This window comes from Promicromonospora soli, from assembly GCF_014653785.1.
GTDB lineage: Bacteria > Actinomycetota > Actinomycetes > Actinomycetales > Cellulomonadaceae > Promicromonospora > Promicromonospora soli.
In genome coordinates this window covers 238,953-257,896 of sequence record NZ_BNAS01000003.1, presented here as the reverse complement: position 1 = coordinate 257,896, position 18,944 = coordinate 238,953, and the positions used below count along the sequence as shown (strand labels likewise).

The 18,944-nt window shown below is 72.0% G+C and carries 12 protein-coding genes; 7 read left to right on the top strand and 5 right to left on the bottom strand.

Features of this window, described 5'->3' with window-relative positions; translation table 11 throughout:
• Positions 1-77 precede the first annotated feature (77 nt).
• The 3 genes from IE250_RS11300 to IE250_RS11290 form a co-directional block, all read right to left on the bottom strand.
• The gene (locus IE250_RS11300) at positions 78-2,114 is read right to left on the bottom strand and encodes an acyltransferase family protein (protein ID WP_189669387.1); all 2,037 of its coding nucleotides are present in this window, start codon (positions 2,112-2,114) and stop codon (positions 78-80) included.
• Between the two features lie 176 nt (positions 2,115-2,290).
• The gene (locus IE250_RS11295; protein ID WP_189669386.1) at positions 2,291-5,011 is read right to left on the bottom strand and encodes a UvrD-helicase domain-containing protein; all 2,721 of its coding nucleotides are present in this window, start codon (positions 5,009-5,011) and stop codon (positions 2,291-2,293) included.
• Between the two features lie 61 nt (positions 5,012-5,072).
• A complete protein-coding gene (locus IE250_RS11290) occupies positions 5,073-5,846 on the bottom strand; it encodes a class I SAM-dependent DNA methyltransferase (protein WP_229872364.1) in 774 nt (257 codons plus the stop codon).
• Between the two features lie 141 nt (positions 5,847-5,987).
• Between IE250_RS11290 and IE250_RS11285 the strand changes: the two genes are divergently transcribed.
• From IE250_RS11285 to IE250_RS11275, 3 genes are all read left to right on the top strand, one after another.
• Entirely contained in the window at positions 5,988-6,632 is a 645-nt protein-coding gene (locus IE250_RS11285; protein ID WP_189669385.1) for a LysE family translocator, read from the top strand.
• 164 nt (positions 6,633-6,796) lie between these two features.
• Positions 6,797-8,176: an MFS transporter gene (locus IE250_RS11280; RefSeq protein ID WP_229872363.1), complete on the top strand. Its 1,380-nt coding sequence runs from the start codon at positions 6,797-6,799 to the stop codon at positions 8,174-8,176.
• The gene (locus IE250_RS11275; protein WP_229872362.1) at positions 8,173-9,201 is read left to right on the top strand and encodes a hypothetical protein; all 1,029 of its coding nucleotides are present in this window, start codon (positions 8,173-8,175) and stop codon (positions 9,199-9,201) included. The genes IE250_RS11280 and IE250_RS11275 overlap by 4 nt, the downstream gene beginning before the upstream one ends.
• A gap of 83 nt (positions 9,202-9,284) precedes the next feature.
• Here the strand turns inward: IE250_RS11275 and IE250_RS11270 are convergent, their stop codons facing one another.
• Positions 9,285-10,085: a hypothetical protein gene (locus IE250_RS11270; protein ID WP_189669384.1), complete on the bottom strand. Its 801-nt coding sequence runs from the start codon at positions 10,083-10,085 to the stop codon at positions 9,285-9,287.
• Positions 10,086-10,089: 4 nt separating this feature from the next.
• Positions 10,090-13,965 carry a DUF4082 domain-containing protein gene (locus tag IE250_RS11265; RefSeq protein ID WP_189669383.1) on the bottom strand — a complete coding sequence of 1,292 codons (3,876 nt, stop codon included), beginning with the start codon at positions 13,963-13,965 and terminating at the stop codon, positions 10,090-10,092.
• 315 nt (positions 13,966-14,280) lie between these two features.
• Between IE250_RS11265 and IE250_RS11260 the strand changes: the two genes are divergently transcribed.
• The 4 genes from IE250_RS11260 to IE250_RS11245 all read left to right on the top strand — a co-directional run bounded on the left by IE250_RS11260 (position 14,281) and on the right by IE250_RS11245 (position 18,943).
• Positions 14,281-15,504, top strand: coding sequence for a glycosyltransferase family 4 protein (locus IE250_RS11260; RefSeq protein WP_189669382.1), 1,224 nt, complete (start codon positions 14,281-14,283; stop codon positions 15,502-15,504).
• A 201-nt stretch (positions 15,505-15,705) separates the two neighbouring features.
• Positions 15,706-16,770, top strand: a complete 1,065-nt coding sequence (locus tag IE250_RS11255; RefSeq protein WP_189669381.1) for a Gfo/Idh/MocA family protein — start codon at positions 15,706-15,708, stop codon at positions 16,768-16,770.
• A complete protein-coding gene (locus IE250_RS11250; RefSeq protein ID WP_189669380.1) occupies positions 16,767-17,798 on the top strand; it encodes an NAD-dependent epimerase/dehydratase family protein in 1,032 nt (343 codons plus the stop codon). Before IE250_RS11255 ends, IE250_RS11250 begins: the two co-directional genes overlap by 4 nt.
• Entirely contained in the window at positions 17,795-18,943 is a 1,149-nt protein-coding gene (locus IE250_RS11245; protein ID WP_189669379.1) for a DegT/DnrJ/EryC1/StrS family aminotransferase, read from the top strand. Before IE250_RS11250 ends, IE250_RS11245 begins: the two co-directional genes overlap by 4 nt.
• Position 18,944 lies beyond the last annotated feature (1 nt).

Here is an 18,944-nt window from a genome sequence, read left to right as displayed (position 1 = left end):
AAGCGGGCGGCGTGCGCCAAGCCGTGTCATCCCAGCGGAATCACGCCAGCCGTCACTCCGGCTTGCCACTCCAGCTGTCACTCCAAGGCCGCGAACGACCTCTCCACGAGGTCCGTGTAGGCCTCCACGCCGTCCTGGTCCGGGTGCGTCGCGTCCGCGTGCAGCAGCCCGGGCCGCCTGCCGACGAGCGCGTGCCAGTCAGCCACCTCGACGTTCTCGCGGCCGGCGGCGATCCGGTCGAGGGTCTGGTTCGCGTCGGGCACCCAGTAGCTGATCCCCACGCTGTTGACGAGCACCACGCGGCGGTCGGGTCCGATCATGTCGAGCACGCGCCGGGCGGCGTCGACCGAACCGTTGAGCTGGAAACCCGAGTTGGTGCCGAAGTTGAGGAGCACGGTGTCGCGCAGGCGGCCCTCGCGCTTCGCGGTCCGCACCATGCGCTCGGCGTCGAGCCAGTCGGTGCTCACGACGCCCTGGATCTGGGCGCGCGGGTAGCGCGCCAGGATCGCGGGGGTGGCCGCGGCCAGGACCGAGTCGCCGAAGGCCGAGACCTGCGCGCCCTGCTTCGCCCCGAAGGGCAGCCTCTGCTCGGGCTGCACTGGCTGCACGGCCGCCGGCCCGCCGGTGCGCGACGCCGGGGTGGGTTCGCCCGGACGTCCCGGAGCGCCCGGCTGCCCGTCCCGAGCTTGCGGCGCGGCCACTGCCTGCGCGTCCAGGCCGGCCTGGACGCCTGCCTGGATGGCGAGCTCGGTCGCCGTCCGCTCGGGCGCCGATGTCACGGCGGCCCCGGTGCCGACGATCGCGAGCACCGCCACGACCACCACGCCCTTCGGCACGACGGCGGTCGAGCGCACCGCGCCGAGCAGCGCCCGGAGGGCACCGCGGAACCCGAGCCGACGCACGGGCGCCTCCACCCACCGGTACGACGCCGCCCCGGCGAGGAACGTGAGCATCACCGAGAGCCCCGTGCCGACTCCCCACCACGCGGTGCCTGGCTGCGCCCCCACGGCCGCGGTGACGATGCAGGCGACCGGCCAGTGCCACAGGTAGATCCCGTAGGACCGCTCCCCCACCCAGCGCAGGACCGGCGCCTCCAGGGCGGCCGTGAACCAGGTGGGCTCGGTGCGGGCCGCGCCGCACGCGAGCACCAGCACGAGGGACAGCAGGGACGCGGCCAGCAGCCCGAGCGGGTAGGTGAGCGGCGAGTCGCTGCGCAGCAGCAGGAACATCGCGATCAGCCCGGCCAGCGCGAGCGGGGGGAGCACACGGGCTCGCGCGCCCTGCAGCACGGGCGAGGCCTTGGCCCAGCGCAGCGTCACCGCCGCGCCCAGCAGGAGCCCGAACGCGTGGGTGTCGGTGCCGTAGTAGACGCGGGTCGGGTCCACGCCAGCACCGTGCACCGGGGTGAACAGCAGCGTCATTGCCAGCACGGAAACGAGTGCAGCCGCCGTGACCACGCGCACCCGCCGGTCCGCGGAGCGCACGGTGATCAGCAGGAGCACCAGCAGCACCGGCCAGGCCAGGTAGAACTGCTCCTCGATCGCGAGCGACCACAGGATGCGCAGCAGCTCCGGCTGGGACTCGTCGAAGTAGTCGGTGCCAGCCGCGATCTCGACCCAGTTGGTGCTGAACGTCAGCGCGCCCAGCAGCTGGCGCCCGATTCCGACCGTGAGGTCCGGCTCGACCAGCCGCGCGACCGGGATGCTCGCCACCAGCACGAGCCCGAGTGCGGGCAGCAGGCGGCGCGCCCGGCGCAACCAGAACCGGGGCAGCCGGATCCAGCTCGTGCTCTCGACCTCCCGCAGCAGCAGCGTCGTGATGAGGAACCCGCTGACCACGAAGAACACGTCCACGCCGAGGAATCCGCCCGGCACCCACGCGGGTGCCAGGTGGAACGCCCCGACGGCGAGCACGGCGACCGCGCGCAGCCCGTCGAGGCCCGGTATCCGGGGGCCGTGCACGATCGCCGACCCGGGCTGAGAGGCGGGGACCGCAGCGGCAGTCGGTGCGGCAGCCGGTGCGGCAGCCGGTGCGGCAGCCGGACCGGCGACCGAGACCGGTGCGGCGACGGTTCCGGCGACCGGGGCGGGCCGGACGTCGTCGGTCAGGACCATAGGCGGACCGTACCGAACCTCGCCGGGGTGAAGAAGCCCGGATGCGAAGTTGGCCGGACGCCGGATTCGGTCAGGTGCGGGCGTGCCCGGCGTGAGCTCGGTCAGTTGCTAGCGGATCTCCGCACCAGTGCGCACCCTCATAACTACGGGACCGCCCCCGGCACCAGCGGCGCGGGTCAGAGCTTGGTGACGGCCGTGTACTTCAGCGCTATGCGCTTGGTCCCGTTGCTGCCGAAGTCGATCTTGACCACGGCGTTGGCCTCGACGTCCACGACGGTGCCGAGCCCGTACGAGTCGTGCGTGACGCGGTCGCCGATCTCCAGGCTGGGGATGTTCTTCTGGACGTTGATCCCGCCGAACCCGCCCTTCGCTGGCGCCTTCTTCTGCGGCGCGAACGCGTTGGTCTGCCCGTTGCCCGACGCTGCCGTCGTGCCGGTGCGCGTGGTCGCCGACCGGCCCGCGGACCACGTCGAGCCCGTGCCCGAGCCGCGCCCGCCGGAGCCGTACCCCCCGGACCCGTATCCGCCGCTCCAGCCGCCGCGGCCGGCACGGATCGCCGCCGTCGACGACTCCCGGCGCCGCCAGTCCCACAGCTCCTCGGGGATCTCCTGCAGGAACCGGCTCTCGGGGAACTCGTTGGACATGCCGAAGGCGGCCCGCATCGACGACCGCGTGATGTACAGCCGCTCGCGCGCCCGGGTGATGCCCACGTAGGCGAGGCGGCGCTCCTCGGCGAGCTCGTCGTCGTCGTGCAGCGAGCGCATGTGCGGGAACGTGCCGTCCTCCATGCCCGTGAGGAAGACGACGGGGAACTCCAGGCCCTTGGCGGTGTGCAGGGTCATGAGCGTGACGACGCCCTGGTTCTCCTTGGGCGCCTCTTCCGCGGCACCGTCCGCCACGTCCTCGTCGGGGATCTGGTCGCTGTCCGCGACCAGCGAGACGCGCTCGAGGAAGTCCGCCAGCGAACCCTCGGGATCGGTGTCGCCGAAGTCGACGGCGACGGCGTGCAGCTCGGCCAGGTTCTCGACGCGGCCCTCGTCCTGCGGGTCGTCGCTCGCGCGGAGCTCGGCGAGGTAGCCGGTGCGGTCGAGCACAGCACCAAGCACCTCGGCGGGCGGGGCGCCCTGGTCGACCAGGGCACGCAGCTCCCGCATCATGTCGCGGAAGGCGAGCAGCGGCTTGAGCGAGCGGTTGGTCATGCCGGGGATCTCGTCGGCGCGCTCGAGGGCGGCGCCGAACGAGATGCGCTCCCGCTCGGCGAACGACGCCACGAGCGACTCGGCACGGTCCCCCAGCCCGCGCTTGGGCACGTTGAGGATGCGGCGCAAGTTCACGTCGTCGTCCTCGTTGGCCAGCGCGCGCAGGTAGGCGACGGCGTCCTTGACCTCGCGGCGCTCGTAGAACCGCGTGCCGCCCACCACCTTGTACGGCAGGCCGACCCGGACCAGTACCTCCTCGAGCGCCCGCGACTGCGCGTTGGTCCGGTAGAAGATCGCCACGTCGCCCGGGCGGACGTCCTCGGCGTCGCCCAGCTTGTCGATCTCGTCGGCGACGAACCGCGCCTCCTGGTGCTCGTCGTCCGCCACGTAGCCAACGACCTTGGCACCTGCCCCCGAGTCGGTCCACAGGCGCTTGGGCGTGCGGCCGGCGTTGCGGGAGATCACCGCGTTGGCTGCGCTCAGGATGTTTTGCGTGGAGCGGTAGTTCTGCTCCAGCAGGATCGTGGTGGCGTTCGGGTAGTCCTTCTCGAACTCGAGGATGTTGCGGATCGTGGCGCCACGGAAGGCGTAGATGGACTGGTCGGAGTCGCCCACGACGGTGAGCTCGGCCGGGTCCAGCCCGGAGTCGTCGGTGGTGCCGACCCCTGCCAGCTCCCGGACCAGCGTGTACTGCGCGTGGTTGGTGTCCTGGTACTCGTCCACCATGACGTGCCGGAACCGGCGGCGGTAGTGCTCCGCGACGTTCGGGAAGGCCTGGAGCAGGTTCACCGTCGTCATGATGATGTCGTCGAAGTCGAGGGCGTTCGCCTGCGCGAGACGCGCCTGGTACCGCGCGTAGACGTCGGCCAGGACCTGGTCGAACTTCGGCGTCGCCGTGTTCCGCTCGTCCGCCGACTGCCCGCCCCAGGGCCGGCGGATGCCGCCCGCCGCCGCCGAGGCGGCCTCGGCGCGCGCCTCCTCCGTGGCGTTCGCGCCGGCCTGCCGCGCGTACGTCTCGGGGTCGACCAGCTCGTTCTTCAGGTCGCTGATCTTGTTCGACAGCCCGCGGGCCGGGTACTTCTTGGGGTCGAGGTTGAGCTCGCGCGTCACCAGCGTGATGAGGCGCTGGCTGTCCGCGGCGTCGTAGATGCTGAAGCTGGACCTCAGCCCCAGGGTCGTCGCCTCACGCCGCAGGATCCGCACGCACGCCGAGTGGAACGTCGACACCCACATGCGCGCCGCCGACGGGCCCACCAGGCCGACGACCCGCTCGCGCATCTCGGCCGCGGCCTTGTTGGTGAACGTGATCGCGAGGATCTCGCCCGACCGCGCCCGCCCGGTGGCCAGCAGGTACGCGATGCGATGCGTCAGCACGCGCGTCTTGCCCGACCCGGCACCGGCCACGATGAGCAGCTGCCCGCCCTCGTGCACGACGGCGGCCCGCTGCTGCGGGTTCAGTCCGTCCAGCAGCGCGTCCGGGTCGAGGTGCGCGTACGCACCGCGAGCGCGCGGCGCCTCGGACTCGTGCGGCAGGCCCTCCAGCCAGTCCGGCTCCGCGGGCAGAGCCGCCTCGCCCGGATCGCCGGCGGTCGCACCGTCGTCGTCCCACTGCGGTGCCGTGCTCGGCAGGCGCGACAGAGTGCCGGGCGACGCGGGGTCGACGCCGGGCAGAGAGAGGCTGTCAAAGAGGGAAGTCATCGTCCCCAAGCCTATGTGCGCTGACTGACACTGCCGAAGCCCCGCGCGGACTCGGTCGGCGTCAGACCTTCTCCCACACCGACACCTGCTTGGTGCTCTCGTGCTCGAATCGCGACCGGTCCCAGTCCGCCCAGCGGTGCTTGAGCCGCATCCCGGCGATCCGCGCCATGAGGTCCATCTCGGCGGGCCACGCGTACCGGAACGGGACCACGCGGAACTCGCCGCCGTCAGGCGTCACGGTCACGTGGTTCGACGTGAAGAGCTGCGTCGCGACGTCGTAGCGGTCGAAGCCGATGTACCCGCCGCCGGCGTCGGGCGCCACGGTGAAGGGCACCGTGTCCTGACCGGGCGGCATACGCCGCAGGTCCGGGATGCCCACCTCGACGAGGAACAGACCCCCGGGCCGCAGGTGTGCCGCCGCGTTGCGGAAGACGTCGACCTGCCCGTCCTGGGAGGTCACGTTGGCGATGGTGTTGAAGACCAGGTAGACCAGCGAGAACTCGCCCGGCACGCGGGTGGAGGTCATGTCGCCGATCGTGACGTCGATGTCCGCGCCGCCGGGCTTCTCACCGATCCGGGCGGCCATGGCCCGGCTCAGCTCGATGCCGCTCACGGGTACGCCGCGCGCCGACAGCGGCGCCGCGATCCGGCCGGTCCCGATCGCGAGCTCCAGCGCCGGGCCGCCGTCGGCCAGGTCGGCCAGCAGGTCGACCGCCGGGTGCACGGCCTCTGGCGCGTTCGCCCCGCCCGGGCCGTCGTAGCCGGCGGCCACGCTCTCGGGGAACAGGCCGTCGCGCGGGTCGTCGCTCGTCGTGGTGCTCACCTCGTCGCTCACGGCCCCGACGCTATGCCCGACGACGGCGCGGGTTCACCCTGTTTTCGGCCCGGCCGCGCGTGCGACCGGCGCTCCTCCAGCAGGTTCCCATCTTCGACGAATACCGACGACCACCGGCGAGCCGGTCGCTACGCTGAGTTCATGCCCACCGCCACTCAGCTCGCCGCCTTCCTCGCAGCGTCCGTCGTCTTCATCGCGCTGCCCGGACCCAGCGTGCTGTTCGCGATCGGCCGGGCCCTGACGGTCGGACGCCGGGACGCGCTCCTGTCGGTGACCGGCAACGCGCTCGGCCTGCTCGTCCAGGTGGCGTGCGTGGCGATCGGGCTGGGCGCCCTGGTCGAGGCGTCCGCCACCGCCTACACCGTGCTGAAGCTCGTCGGCGCGGCGTACGTGATCTATCTCGGCGTCCAGGCGATCCGGCATCGCGCCGATGCCCGGCTCGCCCTGACCACACCCGACAAGGCTCGTCCAGGCAGCCCGTGGCGTGCGGTCTGGGCAGGCTTCGTCGTGGGCGCGACCAACCCGAAGACCATCGTGTTCTTCGCGGCGTTCCTCCCGCAGTTCATGAACGACGCCGCTCCCGCGACGCCGCAGCTGCTGTTCCTCGGCCTGCTCTTCAGCGCGCTGGCCCTCTGCCAGGACTCGATCCTGGCGTTGATCGCGGGCCAGGCCCGCGCTTGGTTCTCACGCAACCCGAAGCGGCTCGACCACCTGAGCGTCACCGGCGGAGTCGCCATGGTCGGCCTGGGCACCGGCCTCGCGCTCGAGGGCACAGTCAAGGCCTGAGGGCGTGCCTCGGCACCCGCCGCTCCCGCGTCCCCTGTGACGGGGTGAGAAACCCAGTTCACCCGGGCCTGACACGCCACGACGGGCCGGGTCGCTCGTAACCTGGCAGGGCATCGCACCATCTGCCCACACGGGCCGCGTGAGCCGAGATCCGCTGGAGCACCATGTCAGGGCTAGTTCGTGCCGCACCTGGAGAGGCCAGCGGACCGACGAGCGCCCCGGCTCGCGGCCGGCCGGACGCCGGCCGCCGGCGCGCCGGCCGGGTCTCGTCCACCGTTGTGACGCTCGGCGTGGTCAGCTTCCTGACGGACGTCTCTTCGGAGGCGGTCGCCGCGATCCTCCCGCTGTACGTCACGGCAGCGCTCGGCATGTCGGTGGTCGCCTACGGCATCGTCGACGGGCTCGTACAGGGCGCGGGCGCCCTGGTCCGGGTGGCGGGCGGCTGGGCCGCCGACCGCACCGACCGGCCCAAGTGGGTGGCCGCCGTGGGCTACGGCCTGTCGGCGCTCACCCGCGTAGGCCTGCTGTTCGCCTCGGGCCTCCCGGGGGTCGCGTCGCTCGTCGTGGCGGACCGGGTCGGCAAGGGGATACGCACGGCCCCGCGGGACGCGCTGATCGCCGCGTCGTCGAACCCCCGCAACCTCGGGCGTTCCTTCGGGGTGCACCGGGCGCTGGACACCGCGGGCGCTGCCCTCGGACCGCTGCTCGCGTTCGTGGTCCTGTGGGCTGTGCCGGACGGCTATACGACGGTCTTCGTGGTCTCGCTCGGCGCGGCGGTGCTCGGAGTCGGCGCCCTCGTGCTCCTCGTCCCGGACCTCCGACCGCGGCGCGCGGCCTGGCTGCGGACCCATCGGACTCGCGAGGACCGCGGCCTGCCCAAGTGCAAGGGGTGCACGTGCGACGCGCCGGGCGGCCTGGAGCTGACCGGACGCCCCTTCTCCTGGGCCTTCCTGCGCCGCGGGGCCACCGTGCGGCTGCTGGTCGTCGCCGGGCTCCTCGGCCTCCTGACAGTCGGCGACGGGTTCGTCTACCTCGCGCTGCAGGACCGCGACGGGTTCGCTACGCAGTGGTTCCCGCTGCTCTACGTCGGGACGAACGCCGTGTACATGCTGCTCGCCGCACCGGTCGGCCGGCTCGCAGACCGCGTCGGCCGCGCCCGGGTCCTGGTCTGGGGGCACCTGCTGCTGGTCGGCGCCTACGCCTGTGCGGCCGCCCCGTTCCCCGGCGCGACCACGACCGTGGCAGCGCTCGTGCTCCTCGGCACCTTCTACGCCACGACCGACGGCGTCCTCGCGGCCCTGACCAGCGCGCTGGTACCGACGTCGGTCCGGGCCACCGCGATCGGCACCGCGCAGACGGTCACCGCGGTCACACGGATGGTCGCATCGGCAGGGTTCGGCGTGCTGTGGTACGCGTCCGGCCGCGTCGACGCGCTGTGGATCGCGGCTGCAGCCCTGCTGGTCGCGGTTCCGGTGTGTGCTTACCTGATGCGAGGCGGCCGTCTGGAACGGGACCCTGATCTGGTCGAGGAGGCCCCGGCGTGAACCGGAGCCCCGCCATCCGCCGTCGGACGTCGTTCGCCGTGCTGGTCCTCGTGGTGCTGGCCGGCACCGGCTGGTATGTCGCGGCCCAGGTCCGCCAGGCGCGGGCCGAGCATGCGGCCCCGACCCAGGTCGAGATGGCCGAGGGCGTGCTGGACGGCCCGCACGTCCTGTTCCGTGGCACCGCCCCGGGCGACCTGTACGGCAGGGTGGCGGCCGTCGCCCTGGACGACCTGTCCGGCCCCCGTGAGGTCACGCCTGCCGTGTGCGACCGCGTGGACTCCGACGGCGAGACGACCGTCTGCTTGCGCACGCGCCGCGGCGTCGTCACCACGTACGAGGCCGAGGTGCTCGACGCCGCATGGCGCACCACGGCGAGCTGGCCCCTGCCCGGCATGCCGAGCCGGACCCGGCTGTCGCCGGACGGCCTGGTCGCCACCACCTCGTTCGTGACGGGCCACTCCTACGCAGCGACCGGCTTCTCCACGGAGACGACGGTGCACGGCGCGGACGGGGCGGACGTGTCCGGCAACCTCGAGGACTTCACGCTCCTCGCCGATGGCAAGCGGCTGGCCCCTGTCGACCGGAACGTATGGGGTGTGACCTTCGTGGACGCACGGTACTTCTATGCCACGGTCCAGTCGCGGTCCGAGGGGCGCACCTGGCTCGTCCGCGGCGACCTCGCCGAGCGCACGCTCGTGACCCTGCTCGACGGCGTGGAGTGCCCCTCGCTGTCCCCCGACGGGACCCGGCTGGCCTTCAAGCACGACGCCCGCAAGCCCGGTGACGTGACACCCCACTGGACCCCGGCGGTGCTCGACCTGGCCACGATGACGGTCACCGTGCTCGACGCCGAGCAGCGGTCGGTGGACGACCAGATCGCCTGGCTCGACGATGTGACCCTTCTCTACGGTCTGCCCCGCGCCGACGAACCGGGCACCACGGATGTCTGGTCCCTGACCGCCGACGGAACGGCCGACCCGGCCGTCGCGATCCCGCAGGCCTGGTCCCCCAGCGTCGTGGAGTGACGGGAGCCCCAGGCTCCGCTGGCGCCGCGGCGCCGGACAGGTGCGCCGGCGCGCGGTGGATCACCGCGCCTTGGCCACCTTGCTCACCGCGCCGACAGCGTGGCGAACACCGTGACCTCACACCCGGCGGAACTCCGGGCGGTGCCCAGCATGACGCTGCCGTCGTTCCGCTCGAGCTCCACCGTCGTGCGGCCCGGGCGGGTGGTCGTGCCGGTCTCGGCGAAGCCCCCGGTCGTGAACCAGACGCGGTAGTCGAGCAGGACGTCGGTGCAGGCGGCGTCCACGGCCGCGTCGAGCGTCACCTGGTACCGGCCGTCCGACCCGGTAACGGAGCTGGAAGCCACCTTGGCGCCGGCGGGAACCAGCACCACGTCGTCGGGGAAGCCCCGGACGAGGCCCGCGGCGCTTCCCGTCCGCAGAGCCGTGCTCAGCCGGCCGGCGGACGGGACCGGGGTGTCACCCAGGCTGTCGCCCGGAGACCGGTCCTGCGACCCGGCCGGAGCCACCTCGCTACCTTCGCCCCCGCTCTGGCCACCGCTGCGCCCGCTCGGAGTCGGCGTGGGCTCTCCTGCGGCGTCCGGGTCGGCCGTGTCCGGGTCGGCCGTGCCTGGCTCGGCGGTGTCCGGTCCAGCCTTGTCCGGTCCAGCCTTGTCCGGATCCGCGTCGCCCGGGTCCGCGTCGTCCGGTCCAGCCGTGCCCGAGCCGGCCTCGCCCCGTTCTGCCGGCGGGGTCGTCCGGACCGCGCTGGGGCCCGGCTCCGAGGCGGGGCCGTCATCCGGTCCCTGGCCCGGCCCGGCCGTGCAGGCGGTCAGCAGCGCGGCGGCAAGCAGCGGCGCGGCCAGGCGGCCCCTCTTCGGGGCCGTGCGAGTTCTCCTGGGGTTCATGTCGTCACTGGTCCGTGAACACCGGATCGACCCAGTACCCGGCGCTCTGCCACGAGAACTGCGGGAACCCGCCACCGTACAGGTAGCGGCCGGCGTTCGCCGGCGCCGTCAGCGGACCGACGGTGCGCGGCTGCGCGAAGTAGTTGTGCCCCGCGGCGTAGTGGCCGTTCGGCGCAAGGTAGGAGACGACGTACGTGGTCCCCGCCGTGATCGTCACCGGCGTCGGCAGCTGGACCGTCTGCCAGCCGTCGCCCCCGCCCGACGGCGCCTGGGCGGTTGCCAGGCGAGTGCCGCCGGCCGACCACACCGACACCGTGTGCGGGCCGGTGTTCCCAGCACCCCGGTAGAACCGCACCGCGCGGACCACGCCGTTGCGGTTCGCGGAGAACTGGGTGCCGAGCTCCACGGCCGCGCCGTCGTCGGCCGCCGCGATGGGCGGCACGTCGCCGCCGAAGATCAGGCATGGGCACTGGCCGTCGAGCGCCTTCGTGGTGAACGACCACGTGTCCGGCCCGACCGAGGACCCGTCGGTGGTCTTCCCGGTGAACTTCGCCGTATAGCTCGCCCCCGGCAAGAGGTCCGGGAGCGCCAGGGTCGCCGTCGCGTCGTTGACGGAAAGGGTGCCTGGCACGGGCTGACCGTCGGGGCCGGTCAGCGTCAGTGTTGTTCCCGCGGAGGCCAGCGGCTGCGACACCGTGACCGACAGGTCGGTGCCCACCGGCACGTCGACCGCGTCGGCGGACGGCGTCCGCGACACGACCACCGGTACGGCCGGGTTTGGCTGGAACTGCACGTCGACGAGGTAGGACGTCGAGGTCGCCGTCGTCGGACGCCCCGAGCCGTAGACGTACACACCGGCGTTCTGCGGCGTGCTCAGGCTGCCGACGGTGCGCGGGGCGCCGAGCGCCCCGAGCGTGGCCGGATACTTGCCGGTCGGCGCACGGTAGCCCACCGTGTACACCTGCCCGGCAGTCACGTCGACAGGAGTGGCGAACGCGACGTCCTGCCAGCCCTGCGGGACCGAGTTCGTGACCGTCGCCTGAGCGAGCACCTGCCCGCTCGGCCCCCACAGGGTGGTCGCGAACGGGCCGACCATCTGCGTCGACTTCCAGAACTGCATCCCGACGATCTTGCCGTTCACCCTCGGCGAGAAGCGCATGCCCAGCACGACGGCGTCGTTGTCGGCATCCGCGGTGATGTCCGGCACTACGGTGTCCTCGAACAGGCCGCACGGGCACGCCGCGGACGGCGGTCGGACGGTACGGAAGCTCCAGGTCCCGCCGGCGGACAGCGCGGTGCCCTCGGCGGACCGGGCGGTGACCGTCACCGTGTACGTGACGAACCCGGCCCAGGGCGCCGACGGGGTGAAGGTCGCGGTGCGCGTGGGCGCGTCGTACGACACGACCCCGGGGGCCCTCGTACCCGCCTCGTCGGTCACCGCGAAGTCGATCGAGGACGCGACGGCGCTCTTGGAGAACGTGGCGCGCACCGGGGCGTTCAGGGGCACGCTGACCTCCCCGGAGACGGGGGCGCGCGCCGTGACGACCAGCGGCGAGGTGTCCGTGAATGTGAACACGGGGTCGACGTAGTAGGCGGAGTTCTCCCAGGACTGCGTCGGGACGGTTCCGGGCGAGCCGTAGAGGCCTGCCGGAGCGACGCCGAAGCCGCCCTCGACGGTGAGCGGACCGGCGTCGCGCCCCCGGGCGAGGAACGCCCCGCTGGTCACGTTGTACCGGCCGAGGGGTGCGGTGTAGGACACGATGTACTTCTGACCCGCGACGACTGGGACCGGCGTGGTGAACGACGCCTTCTGCCACCCGGACGCCGTCTCACCGGTGAACTGGACGCGGCTCAGCTGCTGGCCGGCCGCGTTCCACAGCGTGCCGTAGTGCACGCCCTTGTTGGCCGCGTCCTTGTGGAACCGGACGCCGCTCACGTAGCCGTCGGCCGCCGCGACGAACCGCAGGCCCAGCTCGACCGCCGACGTGTCGCTCGCCGCCCCGTTCGCGGGCGTCGTGTCGCCGAACACCGTGCAGGGGCAGGTCACCTGGACGCCTACGGACGCGGCGGCCCCGATGTTCGCACTGTCGTCGATCGCGCGGGCACGGACCTGGACCGGGCCCGACCCGAAGACCTGGCCGGTGTACTGCCAGCTCGCGCGGCCCTGGGCGGGGTGCCACGTCTTGCCGTCCAGCGACACCTCCACGCCGGCCACCCTGCCACCGACGTCCGTGGCCGTGCCCGTGACGGTGACCTTGGCCCCGCCGCTGAAGGACGCCTGCGCTGCCGGGCTCTGGATCTGCGTCGTCGGCCCGGTCGCGTCCGTCGTCTGCGTCGCAGGGGTGATGCCGGACGCGATGGTGTCCGGCTGCACGCCCATGTCCGCGAACAGGTTGACCGTCGCCTGGCGCATCCGGGCGTCCGCAGGGGCGCCGCTCCCGTCGTGCTCCTGGTCCAGGCCCCACGACCACTGCACCGTGCCGGCCGAGAACACCAGCGCGCCGCTCGGGGCCCGGTACATCGTGATCGTGTGCGTGGTCACGCCGGGCGCCACCGTGTTGCCGAAGTCCTGCAGGTACTCGGGTACGTTGCCCACGGTCTTCGACATCCGGATCAGACCCTCGGGCCGGAAGCCGTTGTCGAGGTCCTCGTTCGACTCGTACCCGACCGTGTGCTGCGCCAGCGCCTGAGAGGTCCCGGCGGCAAGGGAGGCCAGCGACGTGCCCCGCCAGATCCTCAGCTTGCCCTCCTCGGCCGGGACAGTGACGGGCAGGTCCGAATAGTTGGTCGTGTACAGGGTGCCGATGAGGCCGTTCTCGGGGAGGCCTGCCCCCGCAGCCTTGCTCGCGTACCGCGGGTCCCGCCACGTCCCGGTCCACTCGGTGGAGGGGTCGATCTTGGCGCGGCCCCAGGTCTCCTTGTACGACACGAGGGTGCGGTAGTCGGCCGCCGGGCCGGCCACGGACGGCTCCCAGCGCGTACGCCAGTAGACCTCGTTGCCGGCAAAGAAGGCGAGGTGCACCCCGGCGTCGCGGGCCTTCTCGACGGCCGCTCGCTGCGGGCCGGACCAGTACTCGTCGTGGCCCACCGACAGGAACGCGTCGTGGTTCAGCAGCCGAGCCCCGTCGCGGTGGGTGTCCGCCCCCGCGATGTAGGTGACGTCGTAGCCGTTCTGCTCCAGGAACCGGACCATCGCGTACTCGGCGCTGAAGTAGAAGTCACGGCCGGCCTGCAGCCCGCGTGTGTTGAACGGGCGGTTGTAGCTCAGCTTGTAGGCCCGGTCGTTGGCGCCGCCCTGGTAGAAGCTGGAGCCGCCGTAGGTGTTGTAGGCCTGCCACGTGGTGTCCGCCGTCTGGAAGACCATGTCGGAGGTGGACCCGTCGTCACGCACGACGAACGTGATGTGGCTCTGTCCGCCGGTGTCGGTCCGGGTCAGGAGCGCGATGTACACCCCGGACACTGCGGTGGCCGGGACGTCCCAAGCCGCCGACACGGCCCAGCTCCCGCAGTCGACCAGCTCGGTGGTCACGTCCCAGGCACACTCCGGCTGGTTCTGCGGCAGTGCGGCGCTCGGCGTGACCTGGGCTACCTTGCGCGCCCCGAGCCCCTGGTACCAGCCCGTGCGGAAGACGTCGATCGTGTACGCCCGCGCGTTGGTCTTGACCTTGAACTCGACCCGGTTTCCCGTGTCGACGCTCATCTTGGTGGCGAACCCCTGGATGCTTGGGTCTCCCGCGCCATCGATGTCCCACACCTGGGGGGACGTGCCCGGCTTCGAGTTCTCGCAGACAACAGCGTTGCCCCCGGGAGCGCACGGGTCGGCAGCGGTAGCGGCCGGAACGACCGCCAGCTGCGCCGACGACAGGACGAATGCGCCCACGACGAAGACCGCCAGGGGCCGAAGGCCGCGGCGGGACCGAGATTGCGGAATTTCCTGAGAGGTGCCCACATCGCCACTTTAGGAGCGCAATAGCCGTCGGCGCTGTGCGGAGAGCGTGTATCACCCGCGGTTCACCCGCTCCCAGGAACAGCCCATTCCTTCACAAATGCACCGGGCAGAGAAATGCCCTCTGAAGAAAGCACCGAATCTGGTCCATATCGCCCCAGAAGCCAAGAAATCCGTCAGAGGTGAAAACCCCATATTCACCCTCTCCCCAGGTTTCTGCCTGGCAATTCCTGTGTCAACACTTCGATCATGTATTCCGTCGCTCCACACGTTCTGGTCATCATCCAGAACCTGCCGTTTCGGCTCGACCGCAGAGTGCGGTCCGAGTGCCGCGCCCTGACGGACGCCGGCTACCGGGTGAGCGTGATCTGCCCACAGGAGAACCGGGACGAGCCCAGCCGGTCTCGGATCGACCAGACCACCGTCTACTCCTACCCGGCCCCGCCGGAGTCACAGGGCCCGCTGGGCTACGTGCGTGAGTTCGCCGCCTGCTGGTGGCGGACGGCGCGCGCGGCGGCGCGCGTGCACCGGGACGCCCCGTTCCAGGTGATCCAGGCGTGCAACCCGCCGGACACCTACTGGCTGCTCGCGTGGGTGTGGCGGCTGCGACGCGGGGTGCGTTTCGTCTACGACCAGCACGACCTGTGCCCTGAGGTGTACGTCGCGAAGTTCGGCCGGGGGGGCCTGCTGTACCGGGCGCTGCTGCTGCTGGAGCGGGCCACTTACCGCAGCGCGGACCACGTGATCTCCACCAACGGCTCCTACCAGGCGATCGCGCAGCGGCGCGGCCGCGTCGACCCGCGCCGCAGCTCGGTGGTGCTGAGCACGCCCGACGCCGGTCTCATGCGGCGCGGCGACCCGGAACCCGGTGCCCGTGACCAGGCGAAGCACCTCGTGGCCTACGTCGGGATCATGGGCGCACAGGACGGCGTCGACCGGCTGCTCGCCGCGGCGGACCACGTGATCCACCGCCGCGGCCGCACCGAGGTGCGCTTCGCGCTGCTCGGCTTCGGCGACGCGCTGGAAGACCTGCGCGCGGACTGTACGCGTCGGGGCCTGGACCCCTGGGTGCAGTTCACCGGACGGGTGGACCACGCGGCGATCGGCCGGTGGCTGTCGAGCGCCGACCTGGGAGTCACGCCCGACCCGCCCAACGAGTTCAACGACCGCTCCACCATGAACAAGACCCTCGAGTACATGGCGCACGAGCTGCCGGTCGTGGCCACGGACCTGACCGAGACCCGCCGCAGCGCGGGCGCCGCCGCGCGATACGTCGCGGGGAACGATCCCGCGGACCTGGGCGACGCGATCCTCGAGATCCTCGACGACCCGGAGCGCGCCGGTGTGATGGGCCGCATCGGGCGGGAGCGGATCGTGGGCGAGCTCTCCTGGCGCCGTCAGGCCGAGACCTACGTGCGGGTGTTCGACGGCCTGACGGGTCGCGCCGAGGCAATTCCCGAGAACCACGGGTGAATACCGCTTGCCAGGATTAATGTTGCGCTCTCGCATTCATATTCACCCGTGGGTGAAGACGGCCGGGCGGATGAATACGGACCAGCCAAGGGTGATTTCAAACGCACCGGCCGGTGCGCCGCGGAGCCGGGACCTACATTGATCTTCAGCCAGCGAAGGAATTCTCCGAGTCGATCCGAGCTGATACCGGAAGAAGGCAGCATGGACCAGAAAAGTCTGCGGGCAGCCGTAGTGGGTGCCGGCTACTGGGGCCCCAACCTGGCACGCAACTTCGCGTCGTCGGACCGCTGGGAGCTGGCGGCGGTGTGCGACCTCGACGCGGACCGTGCTGCCCGGGTCGCGGGCGTGAACGGCCGGGTGGACGTCGAGACGTCGCTCGCCGCCCTGCTCGACCGGGACGACATCGACGCCGTGGCCATCGCCACCCCCGCCCGTACGCACCACGCGATAGCCATGGCTGCTCTGCGTGCCGGCAAGCACGTTGTCGTCGAGAAGCCGATCGCGGACAGCGCGGCCGCAGCGGACGAGATGGTCGCCGAGGCCCGCGAACGGGGCCTGGTCCTCATGACGGACCACACGTTCTGCTACACGCCGGCGGTGCGCAAGATCCGCGAGCTGATCTCGCTCGGCGAGCTGGGCGACATCCTGTACATCGACTCGGTGCGGATCAACCTGGGCCTGGTCCAGCCCGACGTCGACGTGTTCTGGGACCTGGCACCGCACGACCTGTCGATCGTGGACTTCGTGCTGCCCGGCGGGCTGCGGCCCGAGTCGGTGGCCGCACACGGCGGGGACCCGCTCGGCACCGGCAAGGCCTGCGTGGGGTATCTCTTCCTGCCGCTGGCCAGCGGCGCCGTCGTCAACGTGCACGTCAACTGGCTCAGCCCCACCAAGATCCGGCGGATCACGATCGGCGGGTCCAGGCGGACGCTCGTCTGGGACGACCTCAACCCGCAGCAGCGGCTCAGCGTCTACGACCGGGGCGTCAACTACGAGCAGATCGCCGCCGACGGCGAGGAGCGCCGGGCAGCCACTGTCTCGTACCGCCTGGGCGACACCTGGTCGCCTGCGCTGCCCGAGCAGGAGGCGCTCGGCCTGATGGTCGCCGAGCTGGCCGACGCGATCACGCAGGAGCGGGCGCCGCTCACCGACGGCCGCGCCGGACGCCGGGTCCTCGGCGTCCTCGAGGCAGCGTCGGCGAGCCTCGCCGCCGGCGGCACCGCCGTCACCCCCGATCCCAACCGAGAACTGGAGCTTTCCGCATGACCACACTGAAGGGCGCCAACGTCCTCGTCACGGGCGGCGCCGGGACCATCGGGTCGACCCTCGTCGACCAGCTCCTCGACGCGGGCGCCGCGCACGTCGACGTGCTGGACAACCTGGTTCGCGGCCGACGCGCCAATCTCGACGACGCGCTCGCCGACGGGCGGGTCACCCTCGTCGAGGGCGACATCCGCGACCGGGACCTCGTGCACGACCTCACCCGCGGCAAGGAGCTGGTGTTCCACCAGGCCGCGATCCGCATCACCCAGTGCGCCGAGGAGCCCCGCCTGGCCCTCGAGGTGCTCGTCGACGGCACGTTCAACGTGGTCGAGGCCGCGGCGGAGCATCGCGTGAGCAAGCTCGTGGTGGCGTCGAGTGCGTCGGTGTACGGCCTCGCCGAGGAGTTCCCCACCACCGAGCGGCACCACCATCACGACAACGACACGATCTACGGCGCCGCCAAGACGTTCAACGAGGGACTGGCCAGGTCGTTCCGTGCGATGCGCGGCCTCGACTACGTGACGCTGCGCTACTTCAACGTGTACGGCCCCCGGATGGACGTGCACGGCCTGTACACCGAGGTGCTGGTGCGCTGGATGGAGCGGATCGCCGACGGGCGTCCGCCCCTGATCTTCGGGGACGGCCTGCAGACCATGGACTTCGTCTGCACGCCGGACATCGCCCGGGCGAATGTGCTCGCCGCGGCCAGCGACGTCGCCGAAGGCGTGTACAACATCGCCAGCGGGACGGAGACGAGCCTGCTGGAGCTGGCCCAGGCCCTGCTGCGGGTCATGGGGTCCGACCTACCCGTGGAGCACGGCCCGGAGCGGGCCGTCAACGGCGTGGTGCGGCGCCTGGCGGACACGACGGCGGCACGCGACGACCTGGGCTTCGAGGCGGAGATCGGGCTGGAAGAGGGCCTGCGGCTGCTCGTCGACTGGTGGCGTCCGCTGCGCGAGGAGATTGCCGCGGGGCGGTCCCTGTCCGAAGCGCCGGCCCTCGCCGCCACCACGGCCGGGGGTGCCTCATGACCGCCGTCACGCCGTCGCGCATCAACGTCATGAAGCCATGGCTCGGGGCCGAGGAGGTCGCGGCGGTCACCGAGGTGATCGAGTCGGGCTGGGTGGCACAGGGACCGCGCGTCGCCGAGTTCGAGACCGCGTTCGCGAGCGCGATGCGGGCCCGCGCCGCGGTCGCGACGTCGAGCTGCACGACCGCACTGCACCTCGCCCTCGTCGTCGCGGGCATCCGCCCGGGGGACGACGTCGTCGTGCCGTCCTTCTCGTTCGTCGCCACAGCCAACGCCCCGACGTACGTGGGCGCACGGCCGGTGTTCGCCGACGTGGACGCTGTCACCGGCAACGTCACCGCCGAGACGGTCGCCGCGGCGCTCACGCCCGCCACCCGCGCAGTCGTCGCGGTGGACCAGGGCGGCATGCCGGTGGACCTCGCACCGATCCGGGAGCTGTGCGACCCGCTCGGCATCGTGGTGATCGAGGACGCCGCGTGCGGAGCGGGTTCGACCTACCTCGACCGCCCGGTCGGGGCGGGCGCCGAGATCGCCGCCTGGTCCTTCCATCCCCGCAAGATCCTCACCACCGGCGAGGGCGGGATGCTCACCACCAGCCGCCCGGAGTGGGCAGCCCGCGCACGCCGCCTGCGGGAGCACGCGATGAGCATCTCGGCGGCGGACCGGCACGGCTCCCTCGTGTCGCCGCCGGAGGAGTACGGAGAGATCGGCTTCAACTTCCGCATGACGGACCTGCAGGCCGCCGTCGGCCTGGTGCAGCTCGGCCGCCTCCCCGAGATCGTGGCCCGACGGCGGCAGCTCGCCGACCACTACCGCGACGAGCTGTCCGGTGTGCCTGGCCTGCGGCTCGTCGAGGATCCCTCCTGGGGCACGAGCAACGTGCAGTCGCTGTGGCTGGAGATCCTGCCCACCTACGGGACGAACCGGGAAGGCCTGCTCCTGGCGCTCGCCTCGGCGGGGGTCTCCGCGCGGCGCGGCATCATGGCGGCGCACCTGCACCCGGCGCACGCCGACAGGGTCCAGGCACCGCTTCCGGTGACCGAGCGGCTCACGGACAGCACGCTGATCCTGCCCCTGTTCCACCAGATGACGGACGACGACCTGGACCGCGTGGTGCAGGTGCTCCGCGACCACGGAGGGCAGTGAC